General features: G+C 48.3%; 13 protein-coding genes. 11 read left to right on the plus strand and 2 right to left on the minus strand.

Annotated features, from left to right (window positions below):
* Position 1 precedes the first annotated feature (1 nt).
* The 4 genes from P2W74_RS06320 to P2W74_RS06335 all read left to right on the plus strand — a co-directional run bounded on the left by P2W74_RS06320 (position 2) and on the right by P2W74_RS06335 (position 3685).
* Positions 2–622, plus strand: coding sequence for a YfgM family protein (locus P2W74_RS06320; RefSeq protein WP_276294345.1), 621 nt, complete (start codon positions 2–4; stop codon positions 620–622).
* Positions 623–632: 10 nt separating this feature from the next.
* Positions 633–1811: an outer membrane protein assembly factor BamB gene (gene bamB, locus P2W74_RS06325; protein WP_276294346.1), complete on the plus strand. Its 1179-nt coding sequence runs from the start codon at positions 633–635 to the stop codon at positions 1809–1811.
* A 116-nt stretch (positions 1812–1927) separates the two neighbouring features.
* The gene (der, locus tag P2W74_RS06330) at positions 1928–3400 is read left to right on the plus strand and encodes a ribosome biogenesis GTPase Der (RefSeq protein WP_276294347.1); all 1473 of its coding nucleotides are present in this window, start codon (positions 1928–1930) and stop codon (positions 3398–3400) included.
* 63 nt (positions 3401–3463) lie between these two features.
* Positions 3464–3685, plus strand: coding sequence for a zinc ribbon domain-containing protein (locus P2W74_RS06335; protein ID WP_276294348.1), 222 nt, complete (start codon positions 3464–3466; stop codon positions 3683–3685).
* A 5-nt stretch (positions 3686–3690) separates the two neighbouring features.
* On the opposite strand, the gene xseA is transcribed toward P2W74_RS06335, so the two are convergent.
* The gene (gene xseA / locus P2W74_RS06340; protein WP_276294349.1) at positions 3691–5070 is read right to left on the minus strand and encodes an exodeoxyribonuclease VII large subunit; all 1380 of its coding nucleotides are present in this window, start codon (positions 5068–5070) and stop codon (positions 3691–3693) included.
* A 161-nt stretch (positions 5071–5231) separates the two neighbouring features.
* On the opposite strand from xseA, the gene guaB reads away from it, so the two are divergent.
* The 7 genes from guaB to P2W74_RS06375 all read left to right on the plus strand — a co-directional run bounded on the left by guaB (position 5232) and on the right by P2W74_RS06375 (position 16352).
* Entirely contained in the window at positions 5232–6698 is a 1467-nt protein-coding gene (guaB, locus tag P2W74_RS06345) for an IMP dehydrogenase (RefSeq protein WP_276294350.1), read from the plus strand.
* Positions 6699–6766: 68 nt separating this feature from the next.
* Complete coding sequence (gene guaA / locus P2W74_RS06350; protein WP_276294351.1) at positions 6767–8344, plus strand: glutamine-hydrolyzing GMP synthase; 1578 nt, start codon at positions 6767–6769, stop codon at positions 8342–8344.
* A gap of 737 nt (positions 8345–9081) precedes the next feature.
* Positions 9082–10014 (plus strand): retron St85 family RNA-directed DNA polymerase, encoded by a 933-nt coding sequence (locus P2W74_RS06355; protein WP_276294352.1) that lies wholly within the window; start codon positions 9082–9084, stop codon positions 10012–10014.
* Positions 10007–11647 (plus strand): retron Ec78 anti-phage system effector ATPase PtuA, encoded by a 1641-nt coding sequence (gene ptuA / locus P2W74_RS06360; RefSeq protein WP_276294353.1) that lies wholly within the window; start codon positions 10007–10009, stop codon positions 11645–11647. Before P2W74_RS06355 ends, ptuA begins: the two co-directional genes overlap by 8 nt.
* A 5-nt stretch (positions 11648–11652) precedes the next feature.
* Complete coding sequence (gene ptuB / locus P2W74_RS06365; RefSeq protein ID WP_276294354.1) at positions 11653–12324, plus strand: retron Ec78 anti-phage system effector HNH endonuclease PtuB; 672 nt, start codon at positions 11653–11655, stop codon at positions 12322–12324.
* 798 nt (positions 12325–13122) lie between these two features.
* Positions 13123–14403, plus strand: a complete 1281-nt coding sequence (locus P2W74_RS06370; RefSeq protein ID WP_276294355.1) for a DUF262 domain-containing protein — start codon at positions 13123–13125, stop codon at positions 14401–14403.
* Entirely contained in the window at positions 14400–16352 is a 1953-nt protein-coding gene (locus P2W74_RS06375; protein WP_276294356.1) for a DUF262 domain-containing protein, read from the plus strand. Before P2W74_RS06370 ends, P2W74_RS06375 begins: the two co-directional genes overlap by 4 nt.
* 636 nt (positions 16353–16988) lie before the next feature.
* Here the strand turns inward: P2W74_RS06375 and P2W74_RS06380 are convergent.
* Positions 16989–18182, minus strand: a complete 1194-nt coding sequence (locus tag P2W74_RS06380; protein ID WP_276294357.1) for a hypothetical protein — start codon at positions 18180–18182, stop codon at positions 16989–16991.
* Between the last annotated feature and the right edge of the window lie 43 nt (positions 18183–18225).

Here is an 18225-nt window from a genome sequence, read left to right on the forward strand (position 1 = left end):
CGTGGAAATTTACGAGAACGAAAACGATCAGGTTGATGCGATCAAACGTTTCTTTGCTGAGAACGGTAAAGCGCTGGTTGTTGGGGTTATTTTAGGGGTTGGTGCGCTGGTTGGTTGGCGTTACTGGACCAGCCATCAGACGGAGTCTGTACGTTCTGCTTCTCTGGCCTATCAAAATGCGGTAACCGCGGTGAGTGCGGGCAAACCGGATAGCCTTCCCGCTGCGGAGAAATTTGCTGCGGAAAATAAAAATACATACGGCGCGCTGGCTTCCATGGAACTGGCGCAGCAGTTTGTTGATAAAAATGAACTTGAGAAAGCCGCTGCCCAGTTACAACAGGGGTTGACGGCCACCAGCGATGAGAATCTCAAAGCGGTGATCAATCTGCGTCTGGCCCGCGTTCAGGTGCAACTCAAGCAAGCGGATACTGCGCTGAAAACACTCGACACCATCAAAGGTGAAGGGTGGGCAGCCATTGTCGCCGATTTGCGTGGAGAAGCATTGCTGAGTAAAGGTGATAAACAAGGCGCGCGTAGTGCATGGGAAGCAGGCGTGAAGAGCGACGCCACCCCAGCACTGAGCGAAATGATGCAGATGAAAATCAATAATTTGTCCATCTGAGAGGGACCCGATGCAATTGCGTAAATTACTTCTGCCAGGGCTGCTTTCCGTGAGCCTAGTGAGCGGCTGTTCACTGTTTAGTGGCGAAGAAGATGTCGTTAAAATGTCCCCGTTACCTGTGGTTGAAAATCAGTTTCAACCGTCTACTGCCTGGAGCACCTCTGTAGGCAACGGTATTGGTGATTTCTATTCCAATCTTCATCCTGCTCTGGCGGATAACGTCGTCTATGCGGCCGATCGTGCTGGCGTTGTTAAGGCACTGAATGCAGACGATGGCAAAGAAGTCTGGTCTGTTAATCTGGGAGAGAAAGACGGGTGGTTCTCCAGAGCCTCTGCGCAACTCTCTGGCGGTGTGACCGTTTCTGGCGGCCATGTTTATATCGGCAGTGAAAAAGCGCAGGTGTATGCCTTGAATGCCAGCGATGGCACACCAGCATGGCAGACGAAAGTCGCCGGTGAAGCGTTGTCTCGTCCGGTGGTGAGTGATGGCGTGGTGCTGATTCATACCAGCAATGGTCAACTCCAGGCGCTGAACGAGGCCGATGGTGCTATCAAATGGACCGTTAACCTTGATATGCCGTCGCTCTCTCTGCGCGGTGAGTCAGCCCCAGCGACCGCTTATGGCGCGGCGATTGTGGGTGGCGATAATGGCCGTGTAAGTGCGGTACTGATGCAGCAGGGCCAGATGATTTGGCAGCAGCGTATTTCGCAAACCACGGGGACGACTGAAATTGACCGCCTGAGCGACGTTGATACGACGCCGGTCATCGTCAATGGCGTCGTTTACGCTCTGGCTTATAATGGTAACCTGACGGCGCTTGATCTGCGCAGCGGTCAGATTATGTGGAAACGCGAGCTGGGTTCGGTAAATGACTTTATCGTTGACGGCAACCGTATTTATCTCGTTGACCAGAATGACCGTATCATGGCGTTGACCACTGACGGTGGCGTAACCCTGTGGACGCAAAGCGATCTCTTGCACCGTCTGCTGACCTCACCTGCGCTGTATAATGGCAACTTAGTGGTCGGCGATAGCGAAGGATATCTGCACTGGCTCAACGTTGAAGATGGTCGTTTCGTGGCTCAGCAAAAAGTTGACGGCTCCGGTTTACTGACCGAACCGGTATCGGCTGATGGTAAACTGCTGCTCCAGGCAAAAGACGGCACGCTGTATTCTATTACGCGTTAACCGTCACGGCCGCTCGCTTTGAAAAACGGCTCCTGGTGCAGGGGCCGTTTTACTGTTTTTAACAACGGCATAAAATGTGCGCGTTGTCTGATGATTTTTTAAATGAGGCTTTAAACATGGTACCTGTGGTCGCGCTTGTCGGGCGCCCTAACGTCGGAAAATCCACGTTATTTAACCGTCTAACTCGCACCCGAGATGCGCTGGTTGCGGATTTCCCGGGTCTGACTCGTGACCGTAAGTACGGTCGTGCGGAAGTTGAAGGCCGCGAGTTTATCTGCATTGATACCGGCGGTATTGACGGCACTGAAGACGGCGTCGAGACGCGTATGGCGGAGCAGTCGCTGCTGGCGATTGAAGAGGCCGATGTGGTGTTGTTCATGGTCGATGCGCGAGCAGGGCTGATGCCTGCCGATGAAGCCATCGCGCAGCATCTGCGTTCTCGTCAGAAACCAACGTTCCTCGTGGCTAACAAAACTGATGGCCTTGATCCTGACCAGGCGATTGTCGATTTCTATTCTTTGGGTTTAGGCGAAATCCACCCGATTGCTGCATCTCATGGGCGTGGCGTACTGAGTCTGCTGGAACACGTGCTGCTGCCGTGGATGGATGATGTCGCCCCGCAGGAAGAAGTGGATGAAGATGCGGAGTATTGGGCGAAGCTAGAAGCCGAAGAAAACGGTGAAGAAGAGCCGGAAGATGATTTCAACCCGCAAGACTTGCCGATCAAGCTGGCTATCGTCGGTCGCCCGAACGTAGGTAAGTCCACACTCACTAACCGTATTTTGGGTGAAGATCGTGTTGTCGTCTATGACATGCCGGGCACAACGCGTGACAGCATCTATATTCCGATGGAACGCGATGAGCGTGAGTATGTACTGATTGATACTGCGGGTGTTCGCAAACGCGGTAAAATTACTGACACGGTAGAAAAATTCTCCGTTATCAAAACGTTGCAGGCGATTGAAGACGCCAACGTGGTGATGCTGGTGATTGACGCGCGCGAAGGTATTTCCGATCAGGATCTGTCGCTGCTGGGCTTCATCCTCAATAGTGGGCGCTCACTTGTTATTGTGGTGAACAAATGGGATGGCCTGACTCAGGAAGTCAAAGAGCAGGTAAAAGAGACACTGGACTTCCGTCTGGGCTTTATCGACTTTGCCCGCGTACACTTTATTTCTGCCTTGCACGGCAGCGGTGTGGGTAACCTGTTTGAATCTATCCGTGAGGCGTATGACAGCTCAACGCGTCGCGTGAGTACGGCGATGCTGACCCGTATCATGACGATGGCGGCAGAAGATCATCAGCCGCCGCTGGTGCGTGGTCGTCGCGTGAAGTTGAAATATGCCCATGCCGGTGGTTATAACCCGCCAATCGTGGTGATCCACGGTAACCAGGTGAAAGATTTGCCGGACTCCTACAAGCGTTATTTGATGAACTACTTCCGTAAGTCGCTGGAAGTGATGGGGACGCCGATCCGCATTCAGTTTAAGGAAGGGGAAAACCCGTATGCCAACAAACGCAATACGCTGACCCCAACCCAGATGCGTAAGCGTAAGCGTCTGATTAAGCACATCAAGAAAAGTAAGTAATCTGACTTTTTCACCCTCTCCGTTCCGGGGAGGGTGTCATCAACAGGAATGTGAGGAGGATGTATGGAACTCATTTGTCCCGTCTGTCATCAATCACTGGAACGCAATGGCGACGCAGCGCATTGTGCAACGTGTGAAAAAGATTTCATCCTTCAGGCGTTATGCCCTGACTGTCATCAGCCCCTGCAGATTTTAAAAGCCTGTGGCGCGGTGGATTATTTTTGCCAGAATGGTCACGGTCTTATTTCAAAAAAACGGGTTGAGTTCGCCATTAGCAACGAATAACGCGATTACTTACTCGCGGGCTTGCGTTTTCGGGGTGATTTCACTGGCTTAACGTCGGTTATCTGGCTCTCTACCCAGCCATCTTCCAGGCGAGTGGTCATTATTTCGCCCGTTTTCACCTGCTTAACCCGCTTCAACACAGCACCATCGGCAGCGCGGGTCACGCTATAACCGCGCGCCAGTGTGGACAACGGACTAACGGCCTCAAGGTGGGTCACGGCGTTGCCAAAGCGTTCACGCGTGGCGCTGAGCTTCGCGCGGAACGTTTCCGCCAGGCGATATTCCAGTTGCTGGATACGCGTCTGGGCGCGATGAATTCGCGGCTGCGGACTCTGCTGATTCAGGCGTTGAACCAGACGCTGCTGTTGCGACGACGCGCGTTTGAGCTGGTTCTCCAGGGCAAAACGCATCCGTTTTTGCAGACGCTCCAGCGTGGTTTGCTGACGCGCCAGCCGTAGCTGCGGATGCTGCTGCTGTAAGCGGTGATGAAGCTGTGTAAAACGGCGCGTACGGTTGGCGAGATAATAATCCATCGCCATCTCCAGGCGCTGTTGCGCAGACTGAATCTGACGCAGCAATTCCTGCTGATTGCGGCTGACGATTTCCGCTGCAGCAGAGGGGGTCGGTGCCCGCAGGTCGGCAACAAAATCGGCAATCGTGACGTCGGTTTCATGGCCGACGGCGCTGACCACCGGAATCTGGCTGGCAAAAATGGCCCGAGCCACGCGCTCGTCGTTGAAGCTCCATAAATCTTCCAGCGAACCGCCGCCGCGCCCGACAATCAACACGTCACATTCGTTGCGTGCGTTCGCCAGTTCAATCGCGCGGACGATTTGCCCCGGCGCATCATCACCCTGTACGGCTGTCGGATAAATGATCACCGGCAGCGACGGATCGCGACGTTTCAGGACGTGGAGAATATCGTGCAGCGCAGCCCCGGTTTTAGAGGTAATCACCCCTACGCAGTGTGCGGGAGAGGGAAGTGGCTTCTTTAACTGTTGATCGAAAAGACCTTCAGCCTGCAACGTTGCTTTTAGCTGCTCATATTTTTGCTGAAGTAACCCTTCACCCGCGGGCTGCATACTCTCGACAATAATTTGATAGTCGCCGCGCGGTTCATAGAGCGTAATATTGGCGCGAACCAGCACCTGCTGACCGTGCTGTGGACGAAAGGTGACGCGGCGGTTGCTGTTGCGAAACATGGCGCAGCGGACCTGAGCGGTATCGTCTTTTAGCGTGAAGTACCAGTGACCGGAAGAGGGCTGGGTAAAATTTGAGATTTCGCCGCTGATCCATACTTGCCCCATTTCCTGTTCAAGCAACAAACGAACCGTCTGGTTGAGGCGGCTAACAGTAAAAATTGAGGTGGTTTGAGCGGATAACATGTGAGCGGGATCAAATTCTAAATCAGCAGGTTATTCAGTCGATAGTAACCCGCCCACAGAGGAGCGCAAGTATTATTTGCAAAAAAGTGTGGAAGCAATCGGTTCCGCTCTGTATAATGCCACGGCAATATTTAACCACCCCCAGGTCAGAGATATTGCCCATGCTACGTATTGCTAAAGAAGCTTTGACGTTTGACGACGTCCTCCTCGTTCCCGCTCATTCTACCGTTCTGCCGAATACTGCCGATCTCAGCACGCAGTTAACGAAAACCATTCGCCTGAACATCCCTATGCTCTCTGCAGCAATGGACACCGTGACGGAAGCGCGTCTGGCGATTGCCCTGGCGCAGGAAGGCGGCATCGGTTTTATCCACAAGAACATGTCTATTGAGCGCCAGGCTGAAGAAGTTCGCCGTGTGAAAAAACATGAGTCTGGTGTCGTGACCGACCCACAGACTGTCCTGCCTACCACCACGCTGCGTGAAGTCAAAGAGCTGACCGAACGTAATGGTTTTGCCGGTTACCCGGTTGTCACTGAAGACTACGAACTGGTCGGTATTATCACCGGTCGTGATGTCCGTTTTGTGACCGATCTGAGCCAGCCGGTGAGCGTTTACATGACGCCGAAAGAGCGTCTGGTCACCGTTCGTGAAGGCGAAGCCCGTGACGTTGTGTTAGCGAAAATGCACGAAAAACGCGTTGAAAAAGCCCTGGTGGTTGACAGTGGTTTCCATCTGCGCGGCATGATTACCGTAAAAGACTTCCAGAAAGCGGAACGTAAACCGAACTCCTGTAAAGATGAGCATGGCCGCTTGCGCGTTGGCGCGGCAGTCGGCGCGGGCGCGGGCAACGAAGAGCGCGTTGATGCGCTGGTGGCTGCCGGTGTTGACGTGCTGCTGATCGACTCCTCTCACGGTCATTCTGAAGGCGTTCTGCAGCGTATTCGTGAAACCCGTGCAAAATACCCGGATCTGCAAATCATCGGTGGCAACGTGGCGACTGGCGCTGGCGCACGTGCGCTGGCTGACGCTGGCGTGAGCGCAGTGAAAGTCGGTATCGGTCCTGGTTCTATCTGTACTACCCGTATCGTTACTGGCGTAGGGGTTCCGCAGATCACCGCCGTATCTGACGCGGTTGAAGCGCTGGAAGGTACTGGTATTCCGGTTATCGCTGACGGCGGTATCCGTTTCTCCGGCGATATCGCGAAAGCGATCGCAGCAGGCGCGGCTGCCGTGATGGTGGGTTCCATGCTGGCAGGTACCGAAGAATCTCCTGGCGAAATCGAACTGTACCAGGGCCGTTCTTACAAATCTTACCGCGGTATGGGTTCTCTTGGCGCGATGTCCAAAGGTTCCTCTGACCGTTACTTCCAGAGCGATAACGCCGCTGACAAACTGGTGCCGGAAGGTATCGAAGGTCGCGTTGCCTATAAAGGCCGCCTGAAAGAGATCATTCACCAGCAGATGGGCGGCCTGCGCTCCTGTATGGGGCTGACCGGTTGTGGTACCATCGACGAGTTGCGTACCAAAGCAGAGTTTGTACGCATCAGCGGTGCGGGCATTCAGGAAAGTCACGTTCACGATGTGACGATCACCAAAGAGTCCCCGAACTACCGTCTGGGCTCCTGATTTTCTTCGCCCGACCTCGTGTCGGGCGATTTATTTAATCTGTTTCACTTGCCTCGGAATTAGCGTCAATGACGGAAAACATTCATAAACATCGCATTCTCATCCTGGATTTCGGTTCTCAGTACACTCAGCTGGTTGCGCGTCGCGTGCGTGAACTTGGCGTTTACTGCGAACTGTGGGCGTGGGATGTTACGGAAGCACAAATTCGCGAATTCAATCCAAGCGGCATCATCCTTTCCGGCGGTCCGGAAAGTACCACTGAAGACAATAGCCCACGCGCACCGCAGTACGTGTTTGAAGCGGGTGTTCCGGTCTTCGGCGTTTGCTATGGCATGCAGACCATGGCAATGCAGTTGGGCGGTCATGTTGAAAGCTCTAACGAACGTGAATTCGGTTACGCGCAGGTTGAAGTGAAAACCGACAGCGCCCTGACGCGTGGTATTGAAGATTCCCTGACCGCAGAGGGTAAACCGCTGCTGGATGTGTGGATGAGCCACGGCGACAAAGTGACCGCGATTCCGGCTGACTTTATCACGGTCGCCAGCACCGAAACCTGCCCGTTTGCCATTATGGCCAACGAAGAAAAACGCTTCTACGGCGTGCAGTTCCACCCGGAAGTGACTCACACGCGTCAGGGCCTGCGTATGCTGGAGCGCTTTGTGCGCGATATCTGCCAGTGTGAAGCGCTGTGGACCCCGGCGAAAATTATCGACGACGCCGTTGCCCGCATCCGCGAGCAGGTGGGCGACGATAAAGTGATCCTCGGTCTTTCCGGTGGCGTGGACTCCTCTGTCACTGCAATGCTACTGCATCGCGCTATTGGCAAAAACCTGACCTGCGTCTTCGTGGATAACGGTCTTCTGCGTCTGAACGAAGCCGAGCAGGTGATGGACATGTTTGGTGACCATTTCGGTCTGAACATCGTTCACGTGGAAGGCGAAAAACGCTTCCTCGATGCGCTGGCGGGTGAAAACGATCCGGAAGCGAAACGTAAAATTATCGGCCGCGTCTTTGTTGAAGTCTTCGACGAAGAAGCACTGAAACTGGAAGACGTAAAATGGCTGGCGCAGGGTACCATCTACCCGGACGTTATCGAGTCTGCGGCTTCCGCGACCGGTAAAGCACACGTCATCAAATCTCACCACAACGTGGGCGGCTTGCCGAAAGAGATGAAGATGGGGCTGGTTGAGCCGCTGCGTGAGCTGTTCAAAGATGAAGTGCGTAAAATTGGTCTGGAACTGGGCCTGCCGTACAACATGCTCTACCGTCACCCGTTCCCGGGACCGGGTCTCGGCGTTCGCGTGCTGGGCGAAGTGAAGAAAGAGTACTGCGACCTGTTGCGTCGTGCGGACGCTATCTTCATTGAAGAGCTGCATAAAGCTGACCTGTACAACAAAGTGAGCCAGGCGTTCACCGTTTTCCTGCCGGTACGTTCCGTGGGTGTGATGGGCGATGGCCGTAAGTACGACTGGGTTGTTTCCCTGCGTGCTGTTGAAACCATCGACTTCATGACTGCGCACTGGGCACACCTGCCGTATGACTTCCTGGGCCGCGTCTCCAACCGTATCATCAACGAAGTGAACGGCATCTCCCGCGTGGTGTATGACATCAGCGGCAAGCCGCCAGCTACGATTGAGTGGGAATGATTTCACGTCTTGCAACAGCCTGCACGTAAAAGCAGTAAAGTACCTCTAAGCCCGCGTAACTGCGGGCTTTTTTGTTTTTGTGTCTGGCACTTTCTGGCAGATGTTAGCAACGGGATGTTGAAGATATCATCTCCGGTATGCGTCGTCTTAGGGATGATGAGGCTCGCGTTCTTGCTGACATATTTGGGACTGATGAGGATTTCTGGAGCAATCTTCAGATGTTGCTAGATCGGAAAGAATGACGGCAGAAATGATAGCTCATATGCCATGATATCTGCAGCCCCTCAAGTGTCATGACAGTAGTCCTTTAAGGCATAGCAACTTGAAACGCTGACAAAGCACACTCTATCTGAGAGCCGAAAGGGTTATACTCAAGGTAGCTAAATCAGTTTCCCTTCAGGATAAACCTGCTCAACAACAATCTTGATCTTGGCTTCACAGCTTGGTGGAGTGGGATGCTCCGTTTACGACGCATTATGAAGAGTAGAGCAACTACAACATGAAATTGAATAACCCCATACACTTATTGTATAATCAAAGAGCTCTTTAGCTTAGGACGAATTCGTCTAGTCGGGTGTTTAGCCAGACTCTAATTTATTGAACGGTTTTATGGTTGCGATAGGTTCGCAACCTGATCTCTTCACTCCGTTCGTCAATCAGGTTGCGAACCTATCGCTTCCTTTAGTAAAGAGTTGAGCCCAAGAGTGTTACTCTTGGGCTCTTTTATGGGAGTAGATATGACTTTGATAGAGCAGTTAGCATTAGGGTTGCAAAAGAGCGAAGCCGAAGTAGCTCGCTTTCTCCTGAGTGCACCTAAAAGGTACAAAGTCTATACTATTCCAAAGCGTACTTCTGGGCATCGCGTTATAGCTCAACCTTCTAAAGAGTTGAAAGAATATCAGCGTAACTTTCTAGAAATTCAGCAGTTTCCTATCCATAGTTCAGCGATGGCTTATAGGAAAGGTATGAGTATCAAGCAGAATGCAATTGCTCATAAAAATAACCCTTACCTACTTAAGTTGGATCTCGAAAACTTTTTCAATTCTATATCTGATAAAATGTTTTGGGAAGTTTGGGAGTCAACACTACCTTTACCTTCAGACCAAGATAAACATACTTTAGAAAACTTACTTTTCTGGTGTCCAAGTAAAAAAACTGGAGGTGCATTAGTTCTCAGTATAGGAGCACCAAGTTCTCCACTTGTGTCTAATTTCTTTATGTACCAATTTGATTGTGCTGTTAGCAATTTATGCGTTGGAAAAGAAATTGTTTATACGCGGTATGCTGATGACTTGACCTTCTCGACCAAGAACAAGGATTCTCTCTTTGTCGTTCCTAAGCTTGTGAAAGAAAAGTTGGCTGAATTATTTAGGGGGGCGATAAGAATCAATAGAAAGAAAACTACGTTCTCATCTAAAGCCCATAATAGACATGTTACAGGTATAACCATTACTAATGATGGCACGCTCTCTCTGGGAAGAGAGCGTAAAAGATATATCAAACATTTAGTACATCAAGTTCAACTAAATAAACTTGATACTGAGAATAGACAACACCTTAGAGGTCTTATTGCTTTCGCTAAGCATGTAGAACCTATGTTTATTCAATCATTGAAACGAAAATATACTTCTGATTTAATTACTCAAATCATTGAGGAATCAAATGGTTAAGTTACGCAAAAATAGAAGCAGGTCTGTTAAACATCTAGTTCAAAGCTCAGATAAAGGTAATTTTCAATCTTCGTATCAGTTGTATCGAAACTACTCTGAAGGTAAGAATGTAGAGCATAAAAATGAGAGCTTAGCTTATCAATATTTGAACAAAGTAGAATCTGCACTTCTTGAAAAGAAACTTGTTTTATCTTCAGTGCACCTAACTGATTTTAGAAGATTTAGAGATCTTGATATTTCATTTAATGATAAATTTACTGTCCTTATAGGTGCCAACGGCGCTGGTAAAACGAGTATTGCAGATGCTATTGCGAAGACATTGTCATGGTTGAATAATAATCTGGAAAAAACAGACGTAGTTGGTAGGCCAATTACAGAAAGTGATATCCATGTTGACTCTATAGAATTCAGTGAAGTAACGACTAAATTTAAATTTGATAATCAGAATACCTTTGATGTGAGTATTGGTAGTACTGTTTCGGGATATGAGGGGAGTTCTCCTACTGATGTGGTTGCTATAAGACAAATTGCCGACATGTATAAAAGCACTGCAAGAAATCCATCAATACATATTCCACTTTTGGTATTTTATTCAGTTGAACGTTCAGACTTTTCATTGTCTTCAACTATCACGGAAATAGCCTCAGGAGATAGTGCCAGTAATAGATTTTCTGACCTTAAGACCGCTTTAGATGGAAGCGGAAAACTGGACGACTTTTCTAAGCTTTATATCGAACTCGTGAATAGGGCTAAAGGTGAAGAGAATAAGGAAGTTCAAGAACTGAAGGTTCAGATCGCAACGTTGCAGGCCACTATTGATGATGTATACGCTGGTCAAGTGCCTCCAGTAAATGATGTATTCAATGCCAAGTTAAGTACTAAAAAGCAAGAATTAGAAAATTTAATAAAAACTAAATCTTCAGAAAAATATCAGCGACATTTAGATCTAGTCAATCGAGCAATAGAAGCACTTGTTCCAGAAGTGAAGAATCTCGAGGTAGATCGTAGTTCAGGAAGAGCTAGACTAATGGTTGATAACTTTGGGAATAGAGTGAATATAGCCCAGCTATCACAAGGCCAGAAAATGTTGGTAGCCCTATCTGGAGACTTGGCAAGGCGTTTAGTTAAACTAAATCCTGACTCTGATACTCCTTTACATAGCCATGGAATTGTGATCATTGATGAAATTGAATTACACCTTCACCCAAAATGGCAACAAGAAATTCTAATAGGCCTTCAAAAGACGTTCCCTAACTTACAGTTCATCGTGACCACTCATAGCCCTCAGGTACTCTCTACTGTAGATAAAGATTGCATTCGTATACTTCGATTTGATGATAATGGAGTTGCTTTTATAGACAAACCAAGATTTCAGACCAAAGGTGTATGCAGCTCTGATGTCCTAGAACAGATCATGGAAACATTTTCTGTCCCTCCGGTATGTGAAGCAAATTGGATTTCTGACTATTCGAGTTTGGTAGCAGAGAACCTCTGGCAGTCGGAGGATGGCATAAAGTTATTCGAAAAAATAATTAAGCATTTCGGCACTGAACATCCTGAGGTCGTGAAAATTAAAGGAGATATTAGAACTCAAGAATTCAAATCAAAGGCCAAAGCACTAAAAGGAAATTGATTCTGATGAAGAAATTAGTTCGTGGTGATTTGCCCCTGTGTTTAGCTCAGTTTATGCATGGTCGAGATAATTGGTCTGTTATTTCAAAAAATGGCTTAACTAACGACATTTGGGAAAAGCTCAACATCATGCAACGTGGTTTTTGTGCATATTGTGAGTGTCAGTTACAAGAGGATAATACCAAAAGACATATTGAGCATTTTATTCAAAAGGATCGAGTTCCGAGTGTGACATTTGACTGGGATAATTTATTTGGCTCATGTAACAATCCGAATCGTTGTGGGAAGTTCAAAGATGAGGATTCAGAAGCTAAAAAAATAGATTTAGCTAAGGTATGTAAACCTGATGTAATGGATCCTAGTGAATTAATACTGTTCCTTAATTCTGGAAAAGTTAGACCTAGAATTTCTTTAACGCCGGAAAAAAAAGAGATTGCTGACAACACCATTGCTATTTTCAATCTTGATGGTGATAGTACACTAGAAAACTCTCGAAAATCGGCTATTGCGGGAGAAAAGAGTTTGGCAGATACTTATTGGGAGATGTTAGTTAATGATGATAACGGTGAGTTGGCTGAACTTTTGGAAACGGAGTTATCTGAAGCATTAAAAAGAATTCAAGGTGTCCCGCATTCAACGGCATTAGAACATTTGTGGATGCATAACATACAGTTTTAAATGGTTAACCAGTCATAACATGAATGGTTTTAAAGGTTTGTATCAAAAAAATCTAAAAAATACCCCTAACGTTTCCTGCTGATAACTCACATTTTGATGACGTAGATCTTTACAGGTAGGCAACGAGCACTGTTATGAAATGATGCGCCCCTGCAGGTGACCCATTCGATAACTGCCCCAGTGTTTTCATGCTCTCCTTTAATGGGGGCCGCATTTACTTACCACTGAAGATAAACAAGAGCTCCATCGTGATATGGCTTAATCCTCCATCTATGCCAAAGCCGAACTAAAATGTCGACAATTAGCAAAAAAATCATGTAAATGGTATAGATGATGGTATATAGAAAGGCGATTTTTCTAACTAGCTGTTATATAAATGTATTTTATTGCTATTGCTAATCGAGTAGGAGTGAGGCTATTATTTAAACTATTGTTTTATTTGATTTAGTGAGTGCCATTGATGTCATTGACTGCATTATCAATGGCGTTTTTCATGGTATAAGGCCGACGCTGAATCGAAGATATAGCAAATACCATGTGACCGTATCAGCAAATGCCATGGTATCGACAACCGGGTGCATTGCAGCGCTGTGCTGATGCCATCGATGCCCGCTTTTGGTCAGAACCGCTCTCTCGACCCAAGCCTCCAGATCGTTAAATATGCGCCAGAGGAGCACCTCGTGATCGAAATTGTGAACAAGACAGCCGCCGCTCGGAATCGAAGTATCCATATGGGTGAATAAAGTTTGCGGAAAACACGCTGAGAAAATAGAAAAGCGTCAATGAATGGACATAGCAATGGCGATTAACGGAGAGGACGGTGTTAGTGCAGTCACCGTGGATGAACTACTCAAGCAAGGCCTTCGGATACCGAACTATCAACGCCCATACAGTTGGGAGGTATCGACCGCTCTACAACTGGTGGATGATCTCAGCGAAGCTCTTCGAGATACCGAAAGAAAAGATATTCCCTATGTTTTGGGTGCAATCATTCTTCACGATGATGGTGAGTATCTCAATGTAGTCGACGGACAGCAACGTCTGCTGACTTTGCGAATGATTCTTGCGGCCTTAGATCCGATAAATCATCAGATTTCGGTGTCTGGTAACAGCGAAACCCCTGTCTCCCTGGTTTGGATAGAGCTTCAAAGGCGCCTGTCGCAGTTGGAAGATAAAAAAGAATTTTTGGATTTTATCTGTCACAAATGTCAGTTGGTGCGTATTGTGACGGACGATATTGATGAGGCATTTCGTGTCTTTGATTCCCAGAACTATCGCGGCAAACCGCTTGCCCCTCATGACTTGCTCAAAGCACACCACCTGCGCGAAATGCACGATGAGTCCGCTGCTATGAAAGTGGCTGTCGTTGAGGCTTGGGAAGCCGTAAATGATGAGGATCTGGACAGGCTTTTTTCTACTTTTTTATACCGGATATCCAAGTGGTCACGAGGCGAAAGCTCGCTCGAATTTGCTATTCGGGACATCGGCATGTTCAAGGGAATTTCATCACGATCCCACAGATCATTTTCGCCAAATCTGCGATATCACCTTGCAGCACAAGCCGCTATGCCACTTCTAAGTGCATGGGCGGTGTCCTCTATACATGATGCACGAAATGCCTGGCGCAGCCGCTTTCAGCTTGATGCCCCGATAATCGCTGGGCGCTCATTTTTCGAGATGGTGACATTCATGCTTGACGAATTGAAGATACTGGAAAAAGAGGTTATCGACAGAGGTTTCAAAAACTTTGGCCCATCTCAAAGTCGCTACCGCTACGTGTACGAATTGTTCATTGCCGCGCTGCTTTGCTATACAAACAAGTTTGGCGATGAAGATGTGGATGAAGTGCGAAATAGGTTATTCGCATGGGCATATGCCTTGCGGGTCGAGTTACTTCGTGTGCAATTTGTATCTGCTGACAACCGAGCTCGAGGTAAAAACGATGCAAATAAATCGCCTTTTGTTTTGCTACGCAACGCGATGACTGGAAGTGTTGTCCGCAAACTTCCAATAGCAAGTCAGCCATACAACGATAACCACGAAAAGGAACTCGTTGCTTTTATTAAGGGGCTGCAATGAGCAAGAAGGAGTTGAAACCCGAACTGCTAACAGTAGGCAAGCTATTCACGGACAATTATCTGATTCCTATTTATCAACGGAACTATGCTTGGCGGGCCGAACAGATTGAGCAACTTATCAGCGATATTCAAGACTCGGTGGTTGGGGGCCAGGACGACTATTTTCTTGGGAACCTTGTTGTAATCAAGCGGGGTAGAGAGGACGAGTTCGAGGTCATAGATGGACAACAACGACTTACAACCCTCTATCTGCTTCTGACCTTCCTGGAGCAAGAAGGTGAGAGTGGGAAGCCGTCGATTGGCCATGCAGGCCACTTGCAATATGAGTCGCGCGCACGGGCAACGGAAGCCCTGCGGCGAGTAGCACAGGAGGCGGCTAAGGGGCACGTCCGACCGCAGGGCTCCACGAGTAATGCAGATGCTGGCATCCATGAAGGCTACAGCATCATCAATCAGTTCTTCAAACAAAATGAAACCCTTAATCGCTCACGCGAAAAATTCTCCGATTTCTTGCTAACGAAGGTTACTGTCGTCCGTGCCTCGCTGCCACCCAATACCGACCTCAATCGCTACTTCGAGATCATGAACACTCGTGGGCAGCAACTCAAGCAGGTTGATATTGTTAAGGCTCGCCTGATGAGCAAGCTGCCCAATCAATATGAACGCGAATGCTTCGCGTGGGTTTGGGATGCCTGTGCTGACATGGATTCTTATGTCCAGATGTCTCTGACCCGTGGTGACACCAGTTTGCGAAACAAAGTATTTGGCGATGAATGGTCTTGGCTGGAGGTGACCAGCTTCGCGTCGCTAATGGAAAGTCGTCCGCAATCCGACATCAATTCATCAAGGCAATCCTCCGAAGGGGTATCGTTGTCCTTGGATGAGGCGTTGTCAAAATACGCTAAAGAGATCGAGTCAAATTCCACTGAAGACGAGGGCAACGAGCGGTTTCGTTCGACTATTGAGTTTCCGGCCTTTCTGCTGCACGTTCTAAGAATTATGAAAGGCGATGAGGTCGAAGACGAAGGCCAGCTTGACGACAAGCGCCTCATCAAGTCATTTGACGACGCCGTAAATAATGTACCCGATGCTAAAGCCGATTGGGTGCGTAGCTTTGCATTTATGCTTCTTAAGTGCCGCAACCTCTTCGATGGCTTCATCTTGAAGCGTCAATTCACGGCGAACATCGGTGACGATGGCGATTGGTCTCTCCAGCGATTGAAGAAAGGCGGCGCGGACAAGAAGCCAGCCCCGACGTACATCCATGTTTTCTCGGCCAGCAATGGAAACTTGGAGGAGGACAGCGGTGCTGACCCACATACCCGAGATGTATTGTTGCTTCAGTCCATGCTTCGGATTACCTACACTTCTCCGCGAACGATGCACTGGATTACCAAAGTTCTTCGCTGGCTATCCGTTAAAGCCCCTCAAGACGCGAAACATGCGGATCTTGCCGATTTGTTGAAGGGGTATGCCCGCAGCAAGGTTAAAGAGACATTCCCCTTTGAGGAAGATCAGCAACCACAAGGGTTTGGTATCAGCCGTATCGTCTTTTCATACCTCGACTATCTTCTGTTGAGTGATTCCTCAAAACGAGATTTCAAATTTCAGTTCAGAACTTCCATTGAGCACTTTTATCCACAGCATCCGGACAAAGAACAGTCGGGCGCGGCTGTTTCAGGTTCTAGCCTTAACCTGCTTGGCAACCTCGCGCTCGTAAGCGTCAGCGCGAACTCAAAATTCAGCAATAGCCTTCCCAGAGCGAAGGCCGAAAACTTCAAGGATACGATTGAACTTCAAAGTCCCAAGCTCAAGAGAATGGCGGAAATCACTCGAAATACAAGCTGGGACGATCAGCAGATAACAGCACATCATGAAGAGATGGTGACATTGCTTCGTGATGATGTAAGTCTGGTGGAGGCAAGCGGAAGATCCTACCCGGGGCGTTGACTTCTTTGAATAACCGCTTTTGGACGAATGTCCCTTGTGGAGTGCAAGTTGTCAGTCTAAAAGCGTTTTGCGTCGGGCGATACGATCAGTACAGCTCCCAGGTTTTCTTACCATGGTATTTTGTGTGGTATCGACATGCAAAGATAATGCTATTCTGTTGATTTTACAGTGTTTTAAGGCGGCACTGATCATCGAGTGGGAATGAGTTATTTCGTAACTAATTGATTATAAATAATTACTCTATGCCATTGATGATTTTGTTCACATCATCAATGGCGTTTTTTATGGTACTTCACAGAGGACCATATTGCCAAGACCGATAATATGTGATTGATCTATTAAGATTCTGGTAGCATTTTCGGTTGTGGGATGGCCGAATGCTTGTCTCTGTGTGACGTTTATTAGGGGCTTCGCTAGTGTATTGTGCCAAAGTCGAATAATGTTAGTGGCGGCGGAGAAAGGGGCGTCAATTTACACAGTGCGAATGTGAGACTAGTGCTAATGGCCCATCCGAACACTCGGGGCAAAACCTTGATTGACCGTTATGCGTTTGGAACCGATGGCAACTGTCCTCAGCTCTGATGCTTAGTTTTGGCGAGGTAGGCCGCGAAGCAATATCAACCTAGGTACAAGCACTCATGGAAGCCAGCCCGTCAAAATCAGAATGATCGTCCTTAAGTCATGATCATCAGGTAACCTTGAGGGAACTGATTCTGGATAGTTCAACCCATTATGTAGTGTCTTCATCGCCTCTTCACCCAGTACCGAGAGCCAGTCATTGACCCGTAAGCTCTCGCACAGTCGCTGCGCGCTATCGTATATGACATCGTAATGACGTTTCTGATCCTCCATCAATTGAACTTCAAAAGCACTAACTTTATCGGTGACTAAGGCCTCGTCAAGATGCTGTTTGACTCGTAACTCTGTCTGGTAAAGGAATATCAGATGTGCGCGCAGACAATGACCACGTGATTGAATGTGTGGCATATTGTCGGTCTGCCAATCAGTGTAGGTGCTCGAAAGGGAGGGGAATCGTTTCAAATACTCCAGAGCCTGTAGGTGATAAAACCCAACATAGATCGCACGCAGTATTCGTATAGGGTCTTCACCGTCTATGAGACCTTCAGCCAATACAAAATCTGAGGCGAAGATGTCACAAAATACCTCCTCTTCAGTTTGTGATTTAGCTAGCGAGGAAAGTTGTGCTTGTCTAAAGCGCTGACCCTCCTCAGATTCTAGTCCCAATCTGATATCACGAATTGCAGCATCGAAATCTTGATGATGCAGGGCTGCAGAAGGTCTATCGCGGAACGACTCAAGCGCTTCATTCAGCGGTTTTTTTTTCACTTGAACTTGGTGCTGAATGAGGAATTGTACGTGCTCACGCATAACTGGTAAGAGTGTGGGCTTTGAGAAAACACGATGCCCAAGTTCGTGGTAAAGCAAGAATCGCTCATGGGTCCGTGTCAGCAAGTTGCGCCAAGTCTCGTCTGAGTGTCTAGGATCTAGAACTTCACGCGAGGAGTGGTATACCGACGCACAATGTAATGCGTTAGCTAACTGCCCAACATCAATAAGTCTCTCTGCCAACACTTTGTGAAAATAGACAAGCGATGGGTGCGCATCCTCCGACTCTATGAAAAGCCTGTTCAGCATATTCATCGTCTGACCGATGTACTGGTCATAAATTAACCAAGACACTCCTGACACAGTAACGTGTTCTACCCTTCGCGTCGATGAGTACACGATTTTGATATCGAGAGGTAAACCTAACTGTTCTGCAATCGACTTCAGGCGCAGGATTGTAGTTTCGTATAGCGTCTCGTTCACTCTTGCTCCAATGTTTAGGCGCGTAGCAGTGATGAGTCGGTCA

The organism is Citrobacter enshiensis (assembly GCF_029338175.1).
GTDB classification, from domain to species: Bacteria; Pseudomonadota; Gammaproteobacteria; order Enterobacterales; family Enterobacteriaceae; genus Citrobacter_D; species Citrobacter_D enshiensis.

Bases quoted from the DNA above. Each gene is read 5' to 3' on its own strand.
- bamB (WP_276294346.1), top strand. From the start codon at position 633: ATGCAATTGCGTAAATTACTTCTGCCAGGGCTGCTTTCCGTGAGCCTA.
- P2W74_RS06355 (WP_276294352.1), top strand. From the start codon at position 9,082: ATGACTTTGATAGAGCAGTTAGCATTAGGGTTGCAAAAGAGCGAAGCC.
- guaA (WP_276294351.1), top strand. From the start codon at position 6,767: ATGACGGAAAACATTCATAAACATCGCATTCTCATCCTGGATTTCGGT.
- guaB (WP_276294350.1), top strand. From the start codon at position 5,232: ATGCTACGTATTGCTAAAGAAGCTTTGACGTTTGACGACGTCCTCCTC.
- der (WP_276294347.1), top strand. From the start codon at position 1,928: ATGGTACCTGTGGTCGCGCTTGTCGGGCGCCCTAACGTCGGAAAATCC.
- P2W74_RS06370 (WP_276294355.1), top strand. From the start codon at position 13,123: ATGGCGATTAACGGAGAGGACGGTGTTAGTGCAGTCACCGTGGATGAA.
- P2W74_RS06375 (WP_276294356.1), top strand. From the start codon at position 14,400: ATGAGCAAGAAGGAGTTGAAACCCGAACTGCTAACAGTAGGCAAGCTA.
- P2W74_RS06335 (WP_276294348.1), top strand. From the start codon at position 3,464: ATGGAACTCATTTGTCCCGTCTGTCATCAATCACTGGAACGCAATGGC.
- ptuA (WP_276294353.1), top strand. From the start codon at position 10,007: ATGGTTAAGTTACGCAAAAATAGAAGCAGGTCTGTTAAACATCTAGTT.
- xseA (WP_276294349.1), bottom strand. From the start codon at position 5,070: ATGTTATCCGCTCAAACCACCTCAATTTTTACTGTTAGCCGCCTCAAC.
- ptuB (WP_276294354.1), top strand. From the start codon at position 11,653: ATGAAGAAATTAGTTCGTGGTGATTTGCCCCTGTGTTTAGCTCAGTTT.